Here is a 15478-nt window from a genome sequence, read left to right on the forward strand (position 1 = left end):
CCGACCTGCCTGCGCAGGTCGGCCCCGGGCTCTCCTTCTCCGGGCGGCGTCAGCCGAGCGCGGGCGCGACGAGCGGTTCGCCGAGGACGAACCCGGGGTCCACCTGCGCGGCCAGGTCGGCCCCGGTCTTGGCGTTGCCCCAGCTCTCCGCGTTGCGGAGGTGGAAGTGGACCATCTGGCGCGTGTAGCGCTCCCAGTCGCGGTGCGCGTGCGAGTCGTCGGCGGCGTCCTGGAGGGCCTGGAGCGCCATGCGGTTCTCCGCCTCCAGGAGCTCGAAGCGCGGCGGGCGGCCCTTCTCCATCGCGCGGACCCAGTCCGAGTGGCCCACCGTCACGAGCAGGTCCTCGCCGACCTCCGCGCGCAGGAAGTCGAGGTCGTCCTGGCCCTGCACCTTGTTGCCGACGACCTTGAGCGCGACGCCGAAGTCCCGCGCGTACTCCTTGTACTGGCGGTAGACGGAGACGCCCTTGCGGGTCGGCTCGGCGACCAGGAAGGTCATGTCGAAGCGGGTGAAGAGGCCCGAGGCGAAGGAGTCGGAGCCCGCAGTCATGTCGACGACGACGTACTCGTCGGGCCCGTCCACCAGGTGGTTGAGGCAGAGCTCCACCGCTCCGACCTTGGAGTGGTAGCAGGACACCCCGAGGTCCGACTCCGTGAACGGGCCGGTCGCCATCAGCCGGACGTCGCCGTCGTCGAGCGGGACCGTCCGCGCGCAGGCCTCGTACACCGGGTTCTCCTCGCGGACCCGCAGCAGCCGCGAACCCTCCCCGGGCGGCGTCGTCTTGATCATGGTGTCGGCCGAGACGATCCGCGGGTTGGAACCCCGCAGGTACTCCTTGATGAGCGGCAGGTGCGCGCCCATCGCGGGCAGCGCGGCGGCCTCGGACTCGGGCAGCCCGAGCGCGGCGCCCAGGTGCTGGTTGATGTCGGCGTCGACGGCGACGACGGGGGAGTCGGTGGCGGCGAGGTGGCGGATGAAGAGCGAGGACAGCGTCGTCTTGCCGCTGCCGCCCTTCCCGACGAAAGCGATCTTCATGTTCACCTAGCGTAGTGGCATGAACGCGTGCAGTGGTCAAGGTGCGTGAAGAAGACCACTCCAACGTGGGGCGGGCCGTCGGGGCGCGTAGCCTCCCTACTTATGAGTACGCACGCCTCTGACCCCTTGGCCGCCCTCGGCTCCCTGCCGGGCGTCGCCGACGCGGTGGACTCCGTACGCAAGGCCGTCGACCGGGTCTACGGCCACCGTGTGATGCGCCGCCGCAGCAACGAGATCTCCTCCGAGGCCGCGCTGCGCGGGGCGCGCGGCTCGGCCGCCCTGTCCGGCGCCGACTGGGCCCTGGAAGAGGTCCGCCGGCGCACGGACTTCAGCGCCGACGCCGAGGCCCGCACGGTCGGCGCCGCCCTGCGCCTGGGCGCGGAGGCCGGTCAGCTGCTCTCCATCTGGCGTCAGTCGCCCCTCCGCGTCCTCGCCCGCCTCCACCTGGTCGCCGCGGGCGACGCCGGCGTCTCCGGCGTCTCCGTCGGCGGACCGGGCGACTCCGTCGGTCGGCCGCGCCTGGACGGCGAGGCGGTCGACGAGCCGCTGGTCCGGGCCCCGCTGCCGACACCGTCCGAGGTCGCCGGCCGTCTCGACGGCCTCGCGGAACTGATCGTCGCGGGCAGCGAGGCCCCGGCGCTCGTGACGTCCTCGGTCGTCCACGCCGAACTGCTCGCGCTGCGCCCCTTCACCTCGTACAACGGTCTGGTCGCGCGCGCGGCGGAACGGATCGCGCTCGTCGGCAGCGGTCTCGACCCCAAGGCGATCTGCCCCGCGGAGGTCGGCCACGCCGAGCAGGGGCGCGCGGCCTACCTCGCCGCGTTCGAGGGTTACCTGTCGGGCACCCCGGAGGGCGTCGGCGCCTGGATCGCGCACTGCGGCCGCTCGGTAGAGCTGGGAGTCCGTGAATCGACGGCCGTCTGCGAGGCGCTCCAGCGCGGCGCGGCCTGAGATTTCCCGAGCCCGGAAAGCCGAGGCTTTCCGGGCCCGGAAAGGGTTGCGGCGGCACCAGGTCAGGTACCGCCGCTGGCACGTCTACCCAGTTACCATGCGTCCTCGATAAGTGCCCATCAGGCCGGGAACTTTGCCCATGGCCTGGTGCGGCTGGCCCGTAATCGACGGGTCGACGTCGCGTGGGTGCTCGGTTTCCGTGCTAGGTCCGTGGGGCCTTCATGCTCAACAGGTGATCCTCTCGGATGTCCTTGGTCTCGCGGGCCTGCTTCCTTTCTACTCCTGTCGGAGTGGAAGCGAAAGTGGTGGATCCGCTTCTTTGCTTGTGGCTCAAATTCGGGCAAAGCCCTCGGCGAGTCGATGGGCCCGAATCGCCTGGCGCCGCCGGGAGGCGTACCAGACGAGCCCGGCGGTCGCCGCCGCCGCACCCACGGCCGCCGCGGCGACGAGCGCCGGACGCGGCGGCATCCGGAACTCGGGCAGCCGCTGCTTGAGACGCACCGGCTTCTCGAAGGAGAGCACCGGCCACTCCCGGGTGACGGCCTCGCGCCGCAGCGTGCGGTCGGGGTTGACCGCGTACGGGTGCCCGACGGCCTCCAGCATGGGGATGTCGGTCGCCGAGTCGCTGTACGCGTAGCACCGGGAGAGGTCGTAGCCCTCCGACTCGGCGAGCTCGCGGACGGCCTCCGCCTTGGTGGGCCCGTAGGCGTAGTACTCCACCTCCCCGGTGAAGCAGCCGTCCTCGCCGACCACCATCCGGGTGGCGACGACACGGTCGGCCCCGAGCATCTCGCCGATCGGCTCGACGACCTCGGCACCGGAGGTCGAGACGATCACGACGTCGCGGCCGGCCGCGTGGTGTTCCTCGATGAGGGAGGCGGCCTCGTCGTAGATGATCGGGTCGATCAGGTCGTGCAGGGTCTCGGCGACGAGCTCCTTGACCTGGGAGACGTTCCAGCCTTTGCAGAGCGCGGAGAGATATTCGCGCATCCGCTCCATCTGGTCGTGATCGGCTCCGCCGACCAGGAAGACGAACTGGATGTAGGCCGTCCGCAGGGCGGCGCGGCGGCTGATCAGTCCGCCCCGGTAGAAGGACTTGCTGAAGGTCAGCGTCGAGGACTTCGCAATGACCGTCTTGTCCAGGTCAAAGAAGGCGGCTGTGCGCGGCAAGGAGTGGTTTTCCACAAGGCTGAGCATAGGTGCCCGCCATTCGGGGCACGCTGGGGCGCGTGGGTTTGCCTGAGAAGGCTCTCGGGTACACCATGGAAGTCACGGATCGTTCGCGACCGTGCTAACCCGGCCCGGCTCCTCCCCCCCCCCGAGTCGGCCGGAAAGACGACCCCCGCTCTCCCCCCCGGCGGGGGTCGTCGCATGTCCGGAGCCGTTTTGGCGGTCCGCGTCATCGCTCTCTCCTCTCTTCGCACGTTGTGGCCGCGAGCCGGCCGGGCTGCTGTCGAGCGCTCGATTCGTCACTCAAAGTAACCATTGAGCTGCGGACCGGGAAGTCCCCGGAGGAGTGGTCGAGATATTCACAGGGGCGTGGTTATCCACAGTTTTTTGTTGGGTTCCGCACGATTTCCCGTACGGCCTCACGGTGATTCCTGTCGCGAAGTTCGCGGACGACGGGAATCACGAGAGGGGTGGGTGCCGTGGAGACGACAAGGACTTCCGGGGCCGGGAGCGGGAAGACGCCGCGCGGGAAGACATCGAGGGGGGCGGTACCGGCGGTCGCGGGGGAGCCACGGCGGTCCGGGCCGCTGATCCTCACCGAGGACCTCGGGCTCCTCGACGATCTGCTGAGGCTGTGCGCCGCGGCCGGAGTCGATCCCCAGGTGCACCACCGGGTGCCGGAGCGCCGGGCGAGCTGGACCGATCCGCCGCTCGTCCTCGTCGGCGACGACGTGGCGGCCCGCTGCCGGGCGGTCACGCGCAGGCCCGGTGTCGTCCTGGTCGGCCGTGAGCAGGACGACCCCGCGGTCTGGCGGCTCGCCGTCGAGGTCGGCGCGGAGTCGGTGCTGCGGCTGCCGGAGGCGGAGAGCCTCCTCGTCGGACGCATCGCCGACGCCGCCGAGGGCGGGGGACGGCAGGCGCTGACCGTCGGGGTCGTCGGCGGCAGGGGCGGAGCGGGAGCCTCCACCCTGGCCTGCGGACTCGCCCTCGCCGCCGCGCGGACCGGGCGACGGACCCTGCTCGTCGACGGGGACCCGCTGGGCGGGGGACTCGACGTGTTGCTCGGCGGCGAGCGCGAGGAGGGCAGACGATGGCCCGACTTCGCCGCCTCGAAGGGCCGGCTCGCCGGCGGCCCGCTGGAGGAGTCCCTGCCCTCGGTGCGGGGCGTGCGGGTCCTGAGCTGGGGCAGGGAGCCCGCCGCCTCCGTACCGCCGGAGGCCGTGCGATCCGTCCTCGGCGCCGCGCGGCGACGCGGCGGGATCGTCGTGGTCGACCTGCCGCGCGGAGGCGACGAGGCGGCCGTGGAGGCCCTGACCCAGCTCGACCTCGGACTGCTGGTCGTGCCGGGAGAGCTGCGGGCGGTCGCGGCGGCCCACCGGGTGGCCCTGGCCCTCGGCATGGTCGTCCGCGACCTGCGGGCCGTGGTCCGCGGGCCGTACGCCGCGGGGATCGACGACCTCTGGGTCGCCGACGCGCTGCGGCTTCCCCTGGCGGGCGAGCTCCCCTACGACCCGGGGATCGTCGCCGACCAGGACGCGGGACTGCCGCCGGGCGCGGAGCCCCGCGGCGCGCTCGGCCGGTTCTGCACCGCCTTCTGGGAGCGCGCGCTCCTGCCCGGGGGTGCGGCATGACCGGGACGACGGGCGCCGGTGGCGCCGTCCTGCTGGAAGCCGTGCGGCAGCGGCTCGCCGCGAGCGGCGCCGACCCGACCCCGGCACGGGTCGCGGCGGCCCTGCGGGCGCAGGGGCGACTCCTCGGCGACGCGGAGGTGCTCGGCGCGGCCGAGGAGCTGAGGTGCGAGTTGATCGGCACAGGGCCGCTCGAGCCGCTGCTCGCCGACCCGGCGGTCACCGACGTCCTCGTCTCGGCGCCCGACCGGGTGTGGGTGGACCGGGGCACCGGGCTCGAACGGGCCCCGGTGTCCTTCCCCGACGCCACCGCCGTCCGCAGGCTCGCGCAGCGGCTGGCCGCGGTGGCGGGGCGCAGGCTCGACGACGCCAGGCCCTGGGTGGACGCGCGGCTGCCCGACGGCACCCGGATGCACGCGGTGCTGCCGCCCGTGGCGGTCGGCTCGACCTGCCTCTCCCTGCGGGTCGTGCGCCCGCGCGCCTACTCGCTGGAGGAGCTGGTGCGGGCGGGCACCGTCCCTCCGGGCGGGGACGGCGTGCTGCGGGCACTGATCGACGCCCGGGTGTCGTACCTCGTCAGCGGCGGCACGGGCACGGGCAAGACCACACTGCTCGCCTCCTTGCTGGGGCTCGTGGGCGAGCGGGAGCGGATCGTGCTGGCCGAGGACTCGGCGGAGCTCCGGCCGGACCATCCGCACGTGGTGCGGCTGGAGGCGCGGCCCGCCAACCAGGAGGGCGCGGGGCTCGTGACCTTGCGGGACCTGGTCCGCCAGGCGCTGCGGATGCGGCCCGACCGGCTCGTGGTCGGCGAGGTCAGGGGCGGCGAGGCCGTCGACCTCCTCGCCGCCCTCAACACCGGACACGAAGGCGGTTGCGGGACGGTTCACGCCAACACGGCGGCGGCCGTGCCGGCCCGTCTGGAGGCGCTCGGGACGGCGGCGGGGCTCGACCGGGCGGCCCTGCACAGCCAGCTGGGCGCCGGGCTCTCGGTCGTGGTGCACCTCGCGCGGGACCGGGACGGGCGGCGGCGGATCGCCGAGATCCACGTCCTGGAGCGGGACGGGGACGGGCTCGTGCGGACGGTCCCCGCCCTGCGGTGGGGCGCGGAGGGGTTCGAGCACGAGCGGGGCTGGGAGCGGCTGCGGTCGCTGATCGGAGGCGGGACATGGTGACGGCGGCGGCTCCGGGGGCGGCGGCGCTCTGCGCCGGACTCCTCCTGTGGTGGGCGGTGGAGAGGCGGCGCGGGGCGATGCGGACGAGGGCGGTCCTGGCGGGTGCCCTTCCCGAGGAGTACGGCCAGCGCGAGGTGCTGTCCCCGAGGGCGGTGCTCGCGCGGTGGTGGGGCCTGGTGCGGGGGCGGCGCGCCTGGCTCTGTCTGCCGGTGGCGGGGGTGGTCGCGCTCCTCGGGGAGTCGCCGCTGCCGCTCGTGGCTGGCGCGGTCGCGGTGCCGCTCCTGACGCGCCGGCTGAGGGCGGCCGAGCGTCGGAAGGAGCGGGAGGCGCGGGCGGACCGGGTGGTGGCCCTGTGCGGGGCGCTCGCGGGCGAGCTGAGAGCCGGATGGCAGCCCGCCCAGGCGCTGTCCTTCGCGGCCCGGCAGACGGGGGCGCTGGGCGAGCACGAGGCCGAGGTGCTCGCCGCCGCGCGGTTCGGCGGCGACGTGCCGGCGGCGCTGCGGAAGGCCGCCCGGCAGGACGGTGCCGACGGTCTCGCGGGCCTGGCGGCGTGCTGGCAGGTGGCCGTGGACGGCGGCGCGGGCCTCGCGGCGGGCCTCGACCGGCTGGAGGCGGCTCTGCGGGACCACGGGGACCAGAGGGACCGGCTGCGGGCCGAACTGGCCGGGGCGTGGGCGACGGTGACGGTCCTCGCGGTTCTCCCGGCGGCAGGGCTCGCCCTCGGTGCCGCGCTGGGCGCCGATCCCCTGCGGGTGCTGCTGCACACGCCGGCCGGCTTCGGGTGCCTGGCGGTCGGCGGATCACTGGAAGCGGCCGGACTGTGGTGGGCCGCGCGGATCGTCAGGGGAGGGGAGAGCGCATGAGGTCGATGGTCCAGGCCGCGGAGCTCCTGGCGGTGGTTCTGGGGCTGTGCGCCCAGGCCGTCTGGGAGGAGGCGGTGCGCGCGCGGCGGGCGCGGGGGACGCGACGACGGGTGACGGGCTTGCTGGGGGTGACCGCGCCCCGGCGGCCGCGGTTCCCGGGGCCAGGGGGCGGATGGCCGCCGTGGCTGCGGCACGGAGGCGCCCCGTTCGCGGCGGCGGTCCTCGGCTGGGTGCTGCTGGGCTGGCTGGGCGGGCTGTGCGCCGGCGTCCTCGCCTTCTGCGCCTCGCGATGGCGGGAGAAGGGAGACCGGTCCGCCAACAGCTCGGTCGAGGACGAGGCGGCGGCGCGTCACCTGCCGCTCGCGGCGGATCTGCTCGCGGCCTGCGCCTCGGCCGGGGCGGGTCCGGGAGCGGCCGCGGAAGCGGTCGGGAAGTCTCTGGGCGGTGCCCTCGGGGAGCGCCTGGCGCGTACGGCGGCCGAGCTGCGGCTCGGCGGCGAACCGGCCGAAGTGTGGCGAAGGTTCGGCGCGATACCGGGGGCGGAGGGGCTGGCCCGCTGCATGGAGCGGGCCGGTTCCTCGGGCGCCCCCGCCGCGGAGGCCGTGGCCCGGCACGCGGCCGGCCTGCGGGCGGCCCGTGCCCGCGCGACGGCAGCCCGGGCACGCCGGGCACAGGTGCTCATCAGCGCGCCCGTGGGCCTCTGCTTCCTGCCCGCCTTCCTGGCGATGGGAGTGGCCCCGGTGGTGATCGGACTGGCGACGGGACTGATGGACGGATGAATTCCACGACGACGAAAGGCAGGGAGATCGGCATGACCGTGACGACGGAGACGGTGCGGGCGGCGGAGACGAAGGGCGCGAAGGCGCGCGGTGCGACGAAGAGGGCTGTACGGGACTGGTGGCGGGCGCGGCGGCGGGCCGTGCGGACCGACGTGGGGATGACGACCTCCGAGTACGCGGTGGGGACCGTCGCCGCGGCGGCCTTCGCCGCGGTGCTCTACAAGATCGTGACGAGCGGGGCGGTCTCCGGCGCGCTCGAGTCCGTGATCGGCAAGGCCCTCAATGCGCCGTTCTGACCGGGGGTTCGTGACCGTGGAGGCGGCGATGGTCCTTCCCGTTCTCGCCCTCTTCACCGTGACGCTCCTCTGGGCCCTGGCCGCGGCCGCCGCGCAGATCCGCTGCGTGGACGCGGCCCGGGCGGGGGCGCGGGCGGCGGCCCGCTCCGAACCGGCGGCCTCGGCGGAGCGGGTCGCGCGGGCCGCCGCGCCCGAGGGGGCGCGGGTGGCGGTGACGCGGGCGGGGGAGCTGTGGCGGGTGACGGTGGAAGTGGCCGCCCCCGGCCCCCGGGGCATGGGGCTCACCCTCGGAGCGGCAGCCGCCGCCCTCGCCGAGGACACGGTGGGCGAGGCGTGGGGCGCGGCCTCGGCACCCGAGGGGGCGTCATGAGGGCGGTCCGGCGCGGGGACCGGGGTGCGGCGACGGTGTGGACGGCCTTCGCGGCCTGCGCGCTGTGCGTGGTGTTCGGGACGGTGCTCGCGCTCGGGCAGGCGGTGGCGGCCCGGCACCGGGCCGGCGGGGCCGCCGATCTGGCCGCCCTGGCCGCCGCCGACCGGGCCCTGTGGGGCGAGGCCGAGGCGTGCGCCGCGGCCTCGCGGGTGGCCGCCGCCCAGGGCGCCGAGCTGCGGGGGTGCGCGGTGAGCGGCGAGATCGCCGAGGTGGCCGCGCGGGTGGCGGCGGGCCCGTACCGGCCGGAGGTCAGGTCGCGGGCGGGGCCTCCGGGACCCCTTCCGCCGGGGCCGCTTCCCCCGGGGGGACCGACTCCGGGTTCACCGCCTCCGTCGACGGTTCCGGGGCCGCTCGCAGGAGTTCCGTGAGGAGGCGGACCGCGCCCCGCTTGTGCAGGGGGTCGTTGCCGTTGCCGCACTTCGGGGACTGGACGCAGGACGGGCAGCCCGCCTCGCACTCGCAGGCGGCGATGGCCTCGCGGGTCGCGGTCAGCCAGGCCTTGGCCGTGTGGAAGGCCCGCTCGGCGAAGCCCGCGCCGCCCGGGTGGCCGTCGTACACGAAGACCGTCGGCAGCAGGGTGTCCGGGTGGAGCGGGACGGAGACACCGCCGATGTCCCAGCGGTCGCAGGTGGCGAAGAGCGGCAGCATGCCGATGGAGGCGTGCTCGGCGGCGTGCAGGGCGCCACCGAGGATCTCCGGGTTGATCCGGGCGGCGTCGAGCTGGTCCTCGGTGACCGTCCACCACACGGCCCGGGTGCGCAGGGTGCGGGGCGGCAGGTCGAGCTTGGTCTCGCCGAGGACCTCGCCGGTGATGAGACGGCGGCGGAGGAAGGAGACGACCTGGTGGGTGACCTCGACGGAGCCGTAGCAGAGGCGGCCGGCTCCCCAGGGGATCGCGGTGTCGGTTTCGAGGACGGAGACGGAGGTGGTGTCGCGGGCGACGGTCGAGTACGGGGGAGCGGCCTCCTCCACGAGGGCCACGGAGTCCTTGAGGTCGAGCTCCCGCACCAGGTAGGTGCGGCCCTGGTGGAGGTGGACGGCGCCCTCGTGGACGGAGGCGTGGGAGGCGGCCTCGTCGACCGTGCCGAGCAGGCGGCCGGTGCCGGCCTCCACGATCCGGACGGGGCTGCCTCCGCCGCCCCGGATGTCGGTGAGGTCGACCGCCCGCTCGCGGCGGGTCCAGTACCAGCCGGCGGCGCGGCGGCGCAGTAGCCCGGCGGCCTCCAGCTGGGGCATCAGGTCCGGGGAGGCCGGGCCGAAGAGCGACAGGTCGGCGTCGGTCAGCGGGAGCTCCGCGGCGGCGGCGCACAGATGGGGGGCGAGGACGTAGGGGTTGTCGGGGTCGAGGACGGTCGACTCGACGGGCTGGTCGAAGATCGCCTCCGGGTGGTGGACCAGGAAGGTGTCCAGCGGGTCGTCCCGGGCGACGAGGACCGCGAGGGCGCCCTCGCCCGAGCGGCCGGCGCGGCCCGCCTGCTGCCAGAGCGAGGCCCGGGTGCCCGGGTATCCGGCGATCACGACGGCGTCCAGGCCGGAGACGTCGACGCCCAGCTCCAGGGCGGTGGTCGCGGCCAGGCCGAGGAGTTCTCCCGAGTGCAGGGCGCGCTCCAGGGCCCGGCGCTCCTCGGGAAGGTAGCCGCCCCGGTAGGCGGCGACCCGGCGGGCCAGGGCGCGGTCGGTCTCGGCCAGCCGCTCCTGGGCGATCACCGAGATCAGCTCCGCGCCGCGCCGGGAGCGGACGAAGGCGACCGAGCGGACGCCCTGACGGGTCAGGTCGGTCAGCAGGTCGGCGGTCTCGGCGGTGGCGGTGCGGCGGACGGGCGCGCCGCGCTCGCCGTGCAGCTCGGTGAGCGGCGGCTCCCACAGGGCGAAGACCAGTTCGCCGCGCGGGGAGGCGTCGTCGGAGACCTCGGTCACGGGCACGCCGGTGAGGCGGCCGGCGGCGAGGGCGGGTTCCGCGGAGGTCGCGGAGGCGAGGAGGAAGACGGGATCGGAGCCGTACCGGGCGCAGATCCGGCGCAGGCGGCGCAGCACCTGGGCGACGTGGGAGCCGAAGACGCCCCGGTAGGTGTGGCACTCGTCGATCACGACGTAGCGCAGGGCGCGCAGGAAGGAGGACCACCTGGGGTGGGAGGGGAGTATGCCCCGGTGCAGCATGTCGGGGTTGGTCAGCACGTAGTTCGCGTACTGGCGGACCCACTCGCGCTCCTCGACCGGCGTGTCGCCGTCGTAGACGGCGGGTCGGATCGCGTTGCCGAGGGGGGCGGCCAGCTCGCGGACGGCGCGGCGCTGGTCGGCGGCGAGGGCCTTGGTGGGCGCGAGGTAGAGGGCGGTCGCCCCGCGTCCGTTGGGGGCCTCCGCGCCGTCCAGGAGGGTCGTGAGGACCGGGGCGAGGTAGGCGAGCGACTTGCCCGAGGCCGTTCCTGTGGCGATCACCACGGAATCGCCGTTCAGGGCGTGCTCGGCGGCCTCCGCCTGATGGGCCCAGGGGTGCTCGATCCCGGCCGTCTCGATGGCGCTGATGACCTCGGGACGGATGAGATGCGGCCAGACGGCATGACGGCCCTCCCGGGCGGGCATGTGCTCCGTATGAGTGATGCGCGCGGCCCGGCTCCCGCCCGCCGAAAGGCGGTCGAGGACCACGCCGGGGGAGGGGCGACTGCCCGTGTACCCGGCTGGAGTAGGGGGTCGCTGATTCTTGGCCATCGGCACCGAGTGTGTCACTGCCAGGACGGACAATGCTTCGAAGGCGTCGTGCATGACTGCTCGTAAGTGATTGAATGCCATTGCGGCTGGCGATCCGTTCCCTGGCTCCGCCCGGGAGGCCCGAGGGGGCGATCGCCCGATAGCAAGGTGCTGGAGGATCCGTGGACCTGTCCCTGTCGACTCGCAATGTGTCCGGCGCTGGTGGTGACCGTACGGTCGTCGAGGTCGGTGGCGAGATTGATGTGTATACCGCGCCCAAGCTGCGCGAGCAGTTGGTCGAGTTGGTGAACGACGGCAGCTACCACCTGGTCGTCGACATGGAGGGCGTGGACTTCCTCGACTCCACCGGCCTCGGTGTGCTCGTCGGCGGCCTGAAGCGCGTCCGCGCGCACGAGGGCTCGCTGCGCCTGGTCTGCAACCAGGAGCGCATTCTGAAGATCTTCCGGATCACGGGTCTCACCAAGGTGTTCCCGATCCACGGTTCGGTCGACGAGGCCGTCAACGCGGTCGACTGATCCAGGGGGATCGCATGGCCACCGTTGAACTCCGATTCAGCGCTCAGCCCGAGCACGTCCGCACGGCCCGCCTCGTGGCGGCGGCGGTCGCCCGCAGGGCCGGAGTGGACGAGGCGGTCCTCGACGAGGTCCGGCTCGCCGTCGGCGAGGCCTGTTCCCGAGCGGTCGGGCTGCACCGCAGCAACGGTGTCACCAACCCGATCCGGGTCGTGCTGACCGAGGAGGAGAAGAGCTTCTCCATCGAGGTCGGCGACGAGGTGCCCGGTGCGGGCGTGGCCGCGGCCGATGCCGTCGGCGTGCCCGGAGCGCGGTCCTCGGCCCCGGCCGACGACTTCGACGACGCCGGGGGCGAGGACGAGATGGGCCTCGCGGTGATCCGCGGCCTCGTCGACGACGTGGAGGTGAGCGCCGGCGTGGACGGCGGCACCATCCGGATGAGCTGGCCGACCAGTCCGGCGGACGTTCTGTCCTGACCGGGCGCGGCGCACAGGTGTGAGAGGAGAGGTCCCGCTCTGCGGGGCCTCTCCTCATCTCTTTCCGCTCTTTCCGCGCCTCTGTCGGCGCCTCTTCCCGCGGTTCCTTCCCCGGTTCCTCCCGCCGTTTCGGGCGTGCGCTCGACCATCCGCGCTGAGGCGTCCTCGGCGTCCCCCTTTGTGGCGGTTCGGCTCCCTATGATCCGTCCCCATGGACCCCACTTCGCTCGCCGCCGCCGTGCTCACGAGCGGGAACCGGACGATCGTGGTCGCCGTCGCGGCCGTGGCCCTCGGCGCGCTGGTCGTCGCGGCGCTGCTCGTCCGCCAGGTGCTCGCGGCCGGCGAGGGCACGGAGAAGATGCGGGAGATCGCCGCCGCCGTGCAGGAGGGCGCCAACGCCTATCTCGCGCGGCAGCTGCGCACCCTCGCCGTCTTCGCCGTCGCCGTCTTCTTCCTGCTGCTGCTCCTGCCCGCCGACGACTGGCCGCAGCGCGCCGGACGTTCCCTGTTCTTCCTGGTCGGGGCGCTCTTCTCGGCGGTCACCGGCTACACCGGCATGCGTCTCGCCGTACGGGCCAACGTGCGGGTCGCGGCGGCGGCCAGGGAAGCGACCCCGGCGCCCGGCGCGCCGGAGAAGGACCTCGCCGAGGTGTCCCACCGGGCGATGCGGATCGCGTTCCGTACGGGCGGGGTCGTCGGCATGTTCACCGTCGGCCTCGGCCTGCTCGGTGCCTCATGCGTCGTCCTCGTCTACGCCGCCGACGCGCCCAAGGTCCTGGAGGGCTTCGGGCTGGGCGCCGCGCTCATCGCGATGTTCATGCGGGTCGGCGGCGGCATCTTCACCAAGGCCGCCGACGTGGGCGCCGACCTGGTCGGCAAGGTCGAGCAGGGCATTCCCGAGGACGACCCGCGCAACGCCGCCACCATCGCCGACAACGTGGGCGACAACGTCGGCGACTGCGCGGGCATGGCGGCCGACCTCTTCGAGTCGTACGCCGTGACCCTCGTCGCCGCCCTCATCCTCGGCAAGGCCGCCTTCGGCGACCACGGCCTCGCGTTTCCTCTGATCGTCCCCGCCATCGGCGTCGTGACGGCCGTGATCGGCATCTTCGCCGTCGCTCCCCGCCGCGCCGACCGCAGCGGCATGAGCGCGATCAACCGGGGCTTCTTCCTCTCGGCGACCGTCTCGCTCGTCCTGGTCGCCGTCGCCGCCTTCACCTACCTGCCGTCCTCGTACGCCGAGCTCGAAGGCGTCACCGAGCCCGGCATCCCCGGGCACGGCGGCGACCCGCGGGTCCTCGCCCTCGTCGCGGTCGCCATCGGCATCGTTCTCGCCGCCCTCATCCAGCAGCTCACCGGCTACTTCACCGAGACCGGCCGCAGGCCGGTGCGGGACATCGGGAAGTCCTCGCTCACCGGCCCCGCCACCGTCGTCCTCGCGGGCGTCGCCCTCGGTCTGGAGTCCGCCGTCTACACGGCGCTCCTGATCGGCCTCGCCGTCTACGGCGCGTTCCTCCTCGGCGGCGCCTCGATCATGCTGGCGCTGTTCGCGGTCGCCCTCGCCGGGACGGGCCTGCTCACCACCGTCGGCGTCATCGTCGCCATGGACACCTTCGGTCCGGTCTCCGACAACGCGCAGGGCATCGCCGAGATGTCCGGGGACGTCCAGGGCGCGGGAGCGCAGGTCCTCACCGACCTCGACGCCGTCGGCAACACCACGAAGGCCATCACCAAGGGCATCGCCATCGCCACCGCCGTCCTGGCCGCGGCCGCGCTCTTCGGCTCGTACCGGGACGCCATCGCGACGGCGGTCGCCGAGGCCGGCGGGCTCCGGGCGATCGGCGGGGCGGCCGACCTCCTGACGCTGTCCATGGACATCTCGCAGCCCAACAACCTCTTCGGGCTGATCCTCGGCGCGGCCGTCGTCTTCCTCTTCTCCGGACTGGCCGTCAACGCCGTCTCCCGGTCGGCCGGTTCGGTCGTCCACGAGGTGCGCCGCCAGTTCCGCGAGCACCCGGGGATCATGACGTACGAGGAGAAGCCCGAGTACGGGCGGGTCGTCGACATCTGCACGCGGGACGCGCTGCGGGAACTCGCCACGCCCGGGCTGCTCGCCGTGACCGCGCCGATCGCGGTCGGCTTCGCTCTCGGCGTCGGACCGCTCGGCGCGTACCTCGCCGGGGCGATCGGGACGGGTGCCCTGATGGCGGTCTTCCTCGCCAACTCCGGCGGCGCGTGGGACAACGCGAAGAAGCTGGTCGAGGACGGGCACCACGGCGGCAAGGGCAGCGAGGCGCATGCCGCGACCGTCATCGGCGACACCGTCGGCGACCCCTTCAAGGACACGGCGGGACCGGCGATCAACCCGCTCCTGAAGGTGATGAACCTCGTCGCGCTGCTCATCGCGCCCGCCGTCGTGAAGTTCGGTTACGGGCAGGACGCCGACGACGGACTGAGGGCGGGGGTCGCGGCCCTGGCGGTCCTCGTCGTGGTCGTCGCGGTGTGGCTCTCCAAGCGCCGTTCCGTGGCGGTCTCCTGACGTGTCGTCCGTCTCATTCCCCGGCGTGAAGGGGGCGTGAGAGGGGCGTCTCGCTTGGTTCAAACGACTGCAATGTGGTCGAAATCGCTCGCACGAAAGGTGGAAGTAGCCCGTTCGGCGTGTATGTTCCGGGGCCGAGAGCCTTGGAAGGGACCGATCCGGTGAACAAGAAGCTTGCGGCCGCACTGTCCGGCGGCGCGGTACTGATGCTCGTGCTGTCGGGTTGCAGCGACGACGAGGGCAACAAGGTGGACGACTGGGCGAAGACGTTCTGCGACCAGGCGAAGCCGCAGATCCAGAAGCGGGCCAACGCCCACCAGATCATCATCTCGACGGCCGCCGACAGTAAGCCCGCCGAGATCCAGGCCGCCGACTCGAAGGCGTTCCAGGACATCGCCGACGCCGACCGCGCCCTCGCCAAGGCCGTCGAGGCCGCCGGCGCCCCGCCCGTCGAGAACGGCGAGAAGATCAAGCAGGACGCGATCAAGGAGCTGAACGCGACCGCGGTGGCCTACGAGGGGCTCAAGAAGGAGGTCGACGCGCTGGACCCGACGAACCAGCAGAAGTTCGCCGACGGCCTCCAGGACGTCGCCGACGGTCTCACCAAGATCGAGAAGATGGACCAGGCCGCGCTGTCCAAGCTGGAGGAGGGCGAGCTCGGCCAGGCCATGGCCAAGCAGCCCGGATGCCAGAAGCCGACGGCCTCCGTTCCGCCCAAGGCGTCCGCCTCCGCCTCCGCCTCGGCATCGGCCTCCGCGAAGCCGTCCGCCTCGGCCTCCGCGAAGCCGTCTTCCTCCGCCTCCGCCGCGGCGAAGCCGTCCGCCTCGGCCTCCGCGGAGTAGCCCCCCAGGGGCAGCGGCACCACAGGAGCACCACGACCCGGCGGCATCGGCCTCCCGCCGCCGGGTCGGCCCTCCGCC

At 73.8% G+C, this 15478-nt stretch carries 15 protein-coding genes; 12 read left to right on the plus strand and 3 right to left on the minus strand.

All coding sequences use genetic code 11. From position 1 onward, the window contains the following. Positions 1-49: 49 nt before the first annotated feature. Positions 50-1036: an ATP-binding protein gene (locus AB0G79_RS32260; protein WP_360812838.1), complete on the minus strand. Its 987-nt coding sequence runs from the start codon at positions 1034-1036 to the stop codon at positions 50-52. Between the two features lie 102 nt (positions 1037-1138). Between AB0G79_RS32260 and AB0G79_RS32265 the strand changes: the two genes are divergently transcribed. Continuing rightward, a complete protein-coding gene (locus AB0G79_RS32265) occupies positions 1139-1987 on the plus strand; it encodes an oxidoreductase (protein WP_360812840.1) in 849 nt (282 codons plus the stop codon). A 330-nt stretch (positions 1988-2317) separates the two neighbouring features. Here the strand turns inward: AB0G79_RS32265 and AB0G79_RS32270 are convergent, their stop codons facing one another. Then, on the minus strand, positions 2318-3184 hold the full coding sequence (locus tag AB0G79_RS32270) for an HAD-IB family hydrolase (protein ID WP_360812842.1): 867 nt from the start codon (positions 3182-3184) through the stop codon (positions 2318-2320). Between the two features lie 560 nt (positions 3185-3744). Between AB0G79_RS32270 and ssd the strand changes: the two genes are divergently transcribed. From ssd to AB0G79_RS32305, 7 genes are read left to right on the plus strand one after another with little or no spacing between them, the layout of a single operon-like run. After that, positions 3745-4788, plus strand: coding sequence for a septum site-determining protein Ssd (gene ssd / locus AB0G79_RS32275; protein WP_360812911.1), 1044 nt, complete (start codon positions 3745-3747; stop codon positions 4786-4788). After that, positions 4785-5957, plus strand: coding sequence for a TadA family conjugal transfer-associated ATPase (locus AB0G79_RS32280; protein ID WP_360812844.1), 1173 nt, complete (start codon positions 4785-4787; stop codon positions 5955-5957). Before ssd ends, AB0G79_RS32280 begins: the two co-directional genes overlap by 4 nt. Continuing rightward, positions 5951-6820: a type II secretion system F family protein gene (locus AB0G79_RS32285; protein ID WP_360812846.1), complete on the plus strand. Its 870-nt coding sequence runs from the start codon at positions 5951-5953 to the stop codon at positions 6818-6820. Before AB0G79_RS32280 ends, AB0G79_RS32285 begins: the two co-directional genes overlap by 7 nt. Before the next feature lie 5 nt (positions 6821-6825). After that, the gene (locus AB0G79_RS32290; protein ID WP_360812913.1) at positions 6826-7599 is read left to right on the plus strand and encodes a type II secretion system F family protein; all 774 of its coding nucleotides are present in this window, start codon (positions 6826-6828) and stop codon (positions 7597-7599) included. Positions 7600-7631: 32 nt separating this feature from the next. After that, positions 7632-7895: a DUF4244 domain-containing protein gene (locus AB0G79_RS32295; protein ID WP_360812848.1), complete on the plus strand. Its 264-nt coding sequence runs from the start codon at positions 7632-7634 to the stop codon at positions 7893-7895. A 28-nt stretch (positions 7896-7923) separates the two neighbouring features. Then, positions 7924-8265 carry a TadE family type IV pilus minor pilin gene (locus AB0G79_RS32300; RefSeq protein WP_360812850.1) on the plus strand — a complete coding sequence of 114 codons (342 nt, stop codon included), beginning with the start codon at positions 7924-7926 and terminating at the stop codon, positions 8263-8265. Further along, a complete protein-coding gene (locus AB0G79_RS32305) occupies positions 8262-8693 on the plus strand; it encodes an Rv3654c family TadE-like protein (protein ID WP_360812852.1) in 432 nt (143 codons plus the stop codon). The genes AB0G79_RS32300 and AB0G79_RS32305 overlap by 4 nt, the downstream gene beginning before the upstream one ends. Here AB0G79_RS32305 and AB0G79_RS32310 read toward each other — a convergent pair. After that, positions 8575-11112, minus strand: a complete 2538-nt coding sequence (locus AB0G79_RS32310; RefSeq protein ID WP_360812854.1) for a DEAD/DEAH box helicase — start codon at positions 11110-11112, stop codon at positions 8575-8577. The two genes, AB0G79_RS32305 and AB0G79_RS32310, sit on opposite strands and share 119 nt — an antisense overlap. Positions 11113-11192: 80 nt before the next feature. On the opposite strand from AB0G79_RS32310, the gene AB0G79_RS32315 reads away from it, so the two are divergent. From AB0G79_RS32315 to AB0G79_RS32330, 4 genes are all read left to right on the plus strand, one after another. Beyond that, the gene (locus tag AB0G79_RS32315) at positions 11193-11546 is read left to right on the plus strand and encodes an STAS domain-containing protein (protein WP_360812856.1); all 354 of its coding nucleotides are present in this window, start codon (positions 11193-11195) and stop codon (positions 11544-11546) included. A gap of 14 nt (positions 11547-11560) precedes the next feature. Beyond that, positions 11561-12019, plus strand: a complete 459-nt coding sequence (locus tag AB0G79_RS32320; protein ID WP_360812858.1) for an ATP-binding protein — start codon at positions 11561-11563, stop codon at positions 12017-12019. Between the two features lie 211 nt (positions 12020-12230). Further along, entirely contained in the window at positions 12231-14558 is a 2328-nt protein-coding gene (locus AB0G79_RS32325; protein ID WP_360812860.1) for a sodium-translocating pyrophosphatase, read from the plus strand. Positions 14559-14719: 161 nt separating this feature from the next. Further along, entirely contained in the window at positions 14720-15400 is a 681-nt protein-coding gene (locus tag AB0G79_RS32330; RefSeq protein WP_360812862.1) for a small secreted protein, read from the plus strand. The last annotated feature ends 78 nt before the right edge of the window (positions 15401-15478 follow it).

This window comes from Streptomyces sp. NPDC020807 (genome assembly GCF_040641575.1).
Taxonomy (GTDB): Bacteria; Actinomycetota; Actinomycetes; order Streptomycetales; family Streptomycetaceae; genus Streptomyces.

Excerpts from the sequence above, each read along its gene's own strand:
- AB0G79_RS32320 (WP_360812858.1), top strand. The coding sequence starts at position 11,561 with ATGGCCACCGTTGAACTCCGATTCAGCGCTCAGCCCGAGCACGTCCGC.
- AB0G79_RS32265 (WP_360812840.1), top strand. The coding sequence starts at position 1,139 with ATGAGTACGCACGCCTCTGACCCCTTGGCCGCCCTCGGCTCCCTGCCG.
- AB0G79_RS32270 (WP_360812842.1), bottom strand. The coding sequence starts at position 3,184 with ATGCTCAGCCTTGTGGAAAACCACTCCTTGCCGCGCACAGCCGCCTTC.
- AB0G79_RS32300 (WP_360812850.1), top strand. The coding sequence starts at position 7,924 with ATGGTCCTTCCCGTTCTCGCCCTCTTCACCGTGACGCTCCTCTGGGCC.
- AB0G79_RS32285 (WP_360812846.1), top strand. The coding sequence starts at position 5,951 with ATGGTGACGGCGGCGGCTCCGGGGGCGGCGGCGCTCTGCGCCGGACTC.
- AB0G79_RS32310 (WP_360812854.1), bottom strand. The coding sequence starts at position 11,112 with ATGGCATTCAATCACTTACGAGCAGTCATGCACGACGCCTTCGAAGCA.
- AB0G79_RS32280 (WP_360812844.1), top strand. The coding sequence starts at position 4,785 with ATGACCGGGACGACGGGCGCCGGTGGCGCCGTCCTGCTGGAAGCCGTG.
- AB0G79_RS32325 (WP_360812860.1), top strand. The coding sequence starts at position 12,231 with ATGGACCCCACTTCGCTCGCCGCCGCCGTGCTCACGAGCGGGAACCGG.
- AB0G79_RS32295 (WP_360812848.1), top strand. The coding sequence starts at position 7,632 with ATGACCGTGACGACGGAGACGGTGCGGGCGGCGGAGACGAAGGGCGCG.
- AB0G79_RS32290 (WP_360812913.1), top strand. The coding sequence starts at position 6,826 with ATGGTCCAGGCCGCGGAGCTCCTGGCGGTGGTTCTGGGGCTGTGCGCC.
- AB0G79_RS32305 (WP_360812852.1), top strand. The coding sequence starts at position 8,262 with ATGAGGGCGGTCCGGCGCGGGGACCGGGGTGCGGCGACGGTGTGGACG.
- AB0G79_RS32260 (WP_360812838.1), bottom strand. The coding sequence starts at position 1,036 with ATGAAGATCGCTTTCGTCGGGAAGGGCGGCAGCGGCAAGACGACGCTG.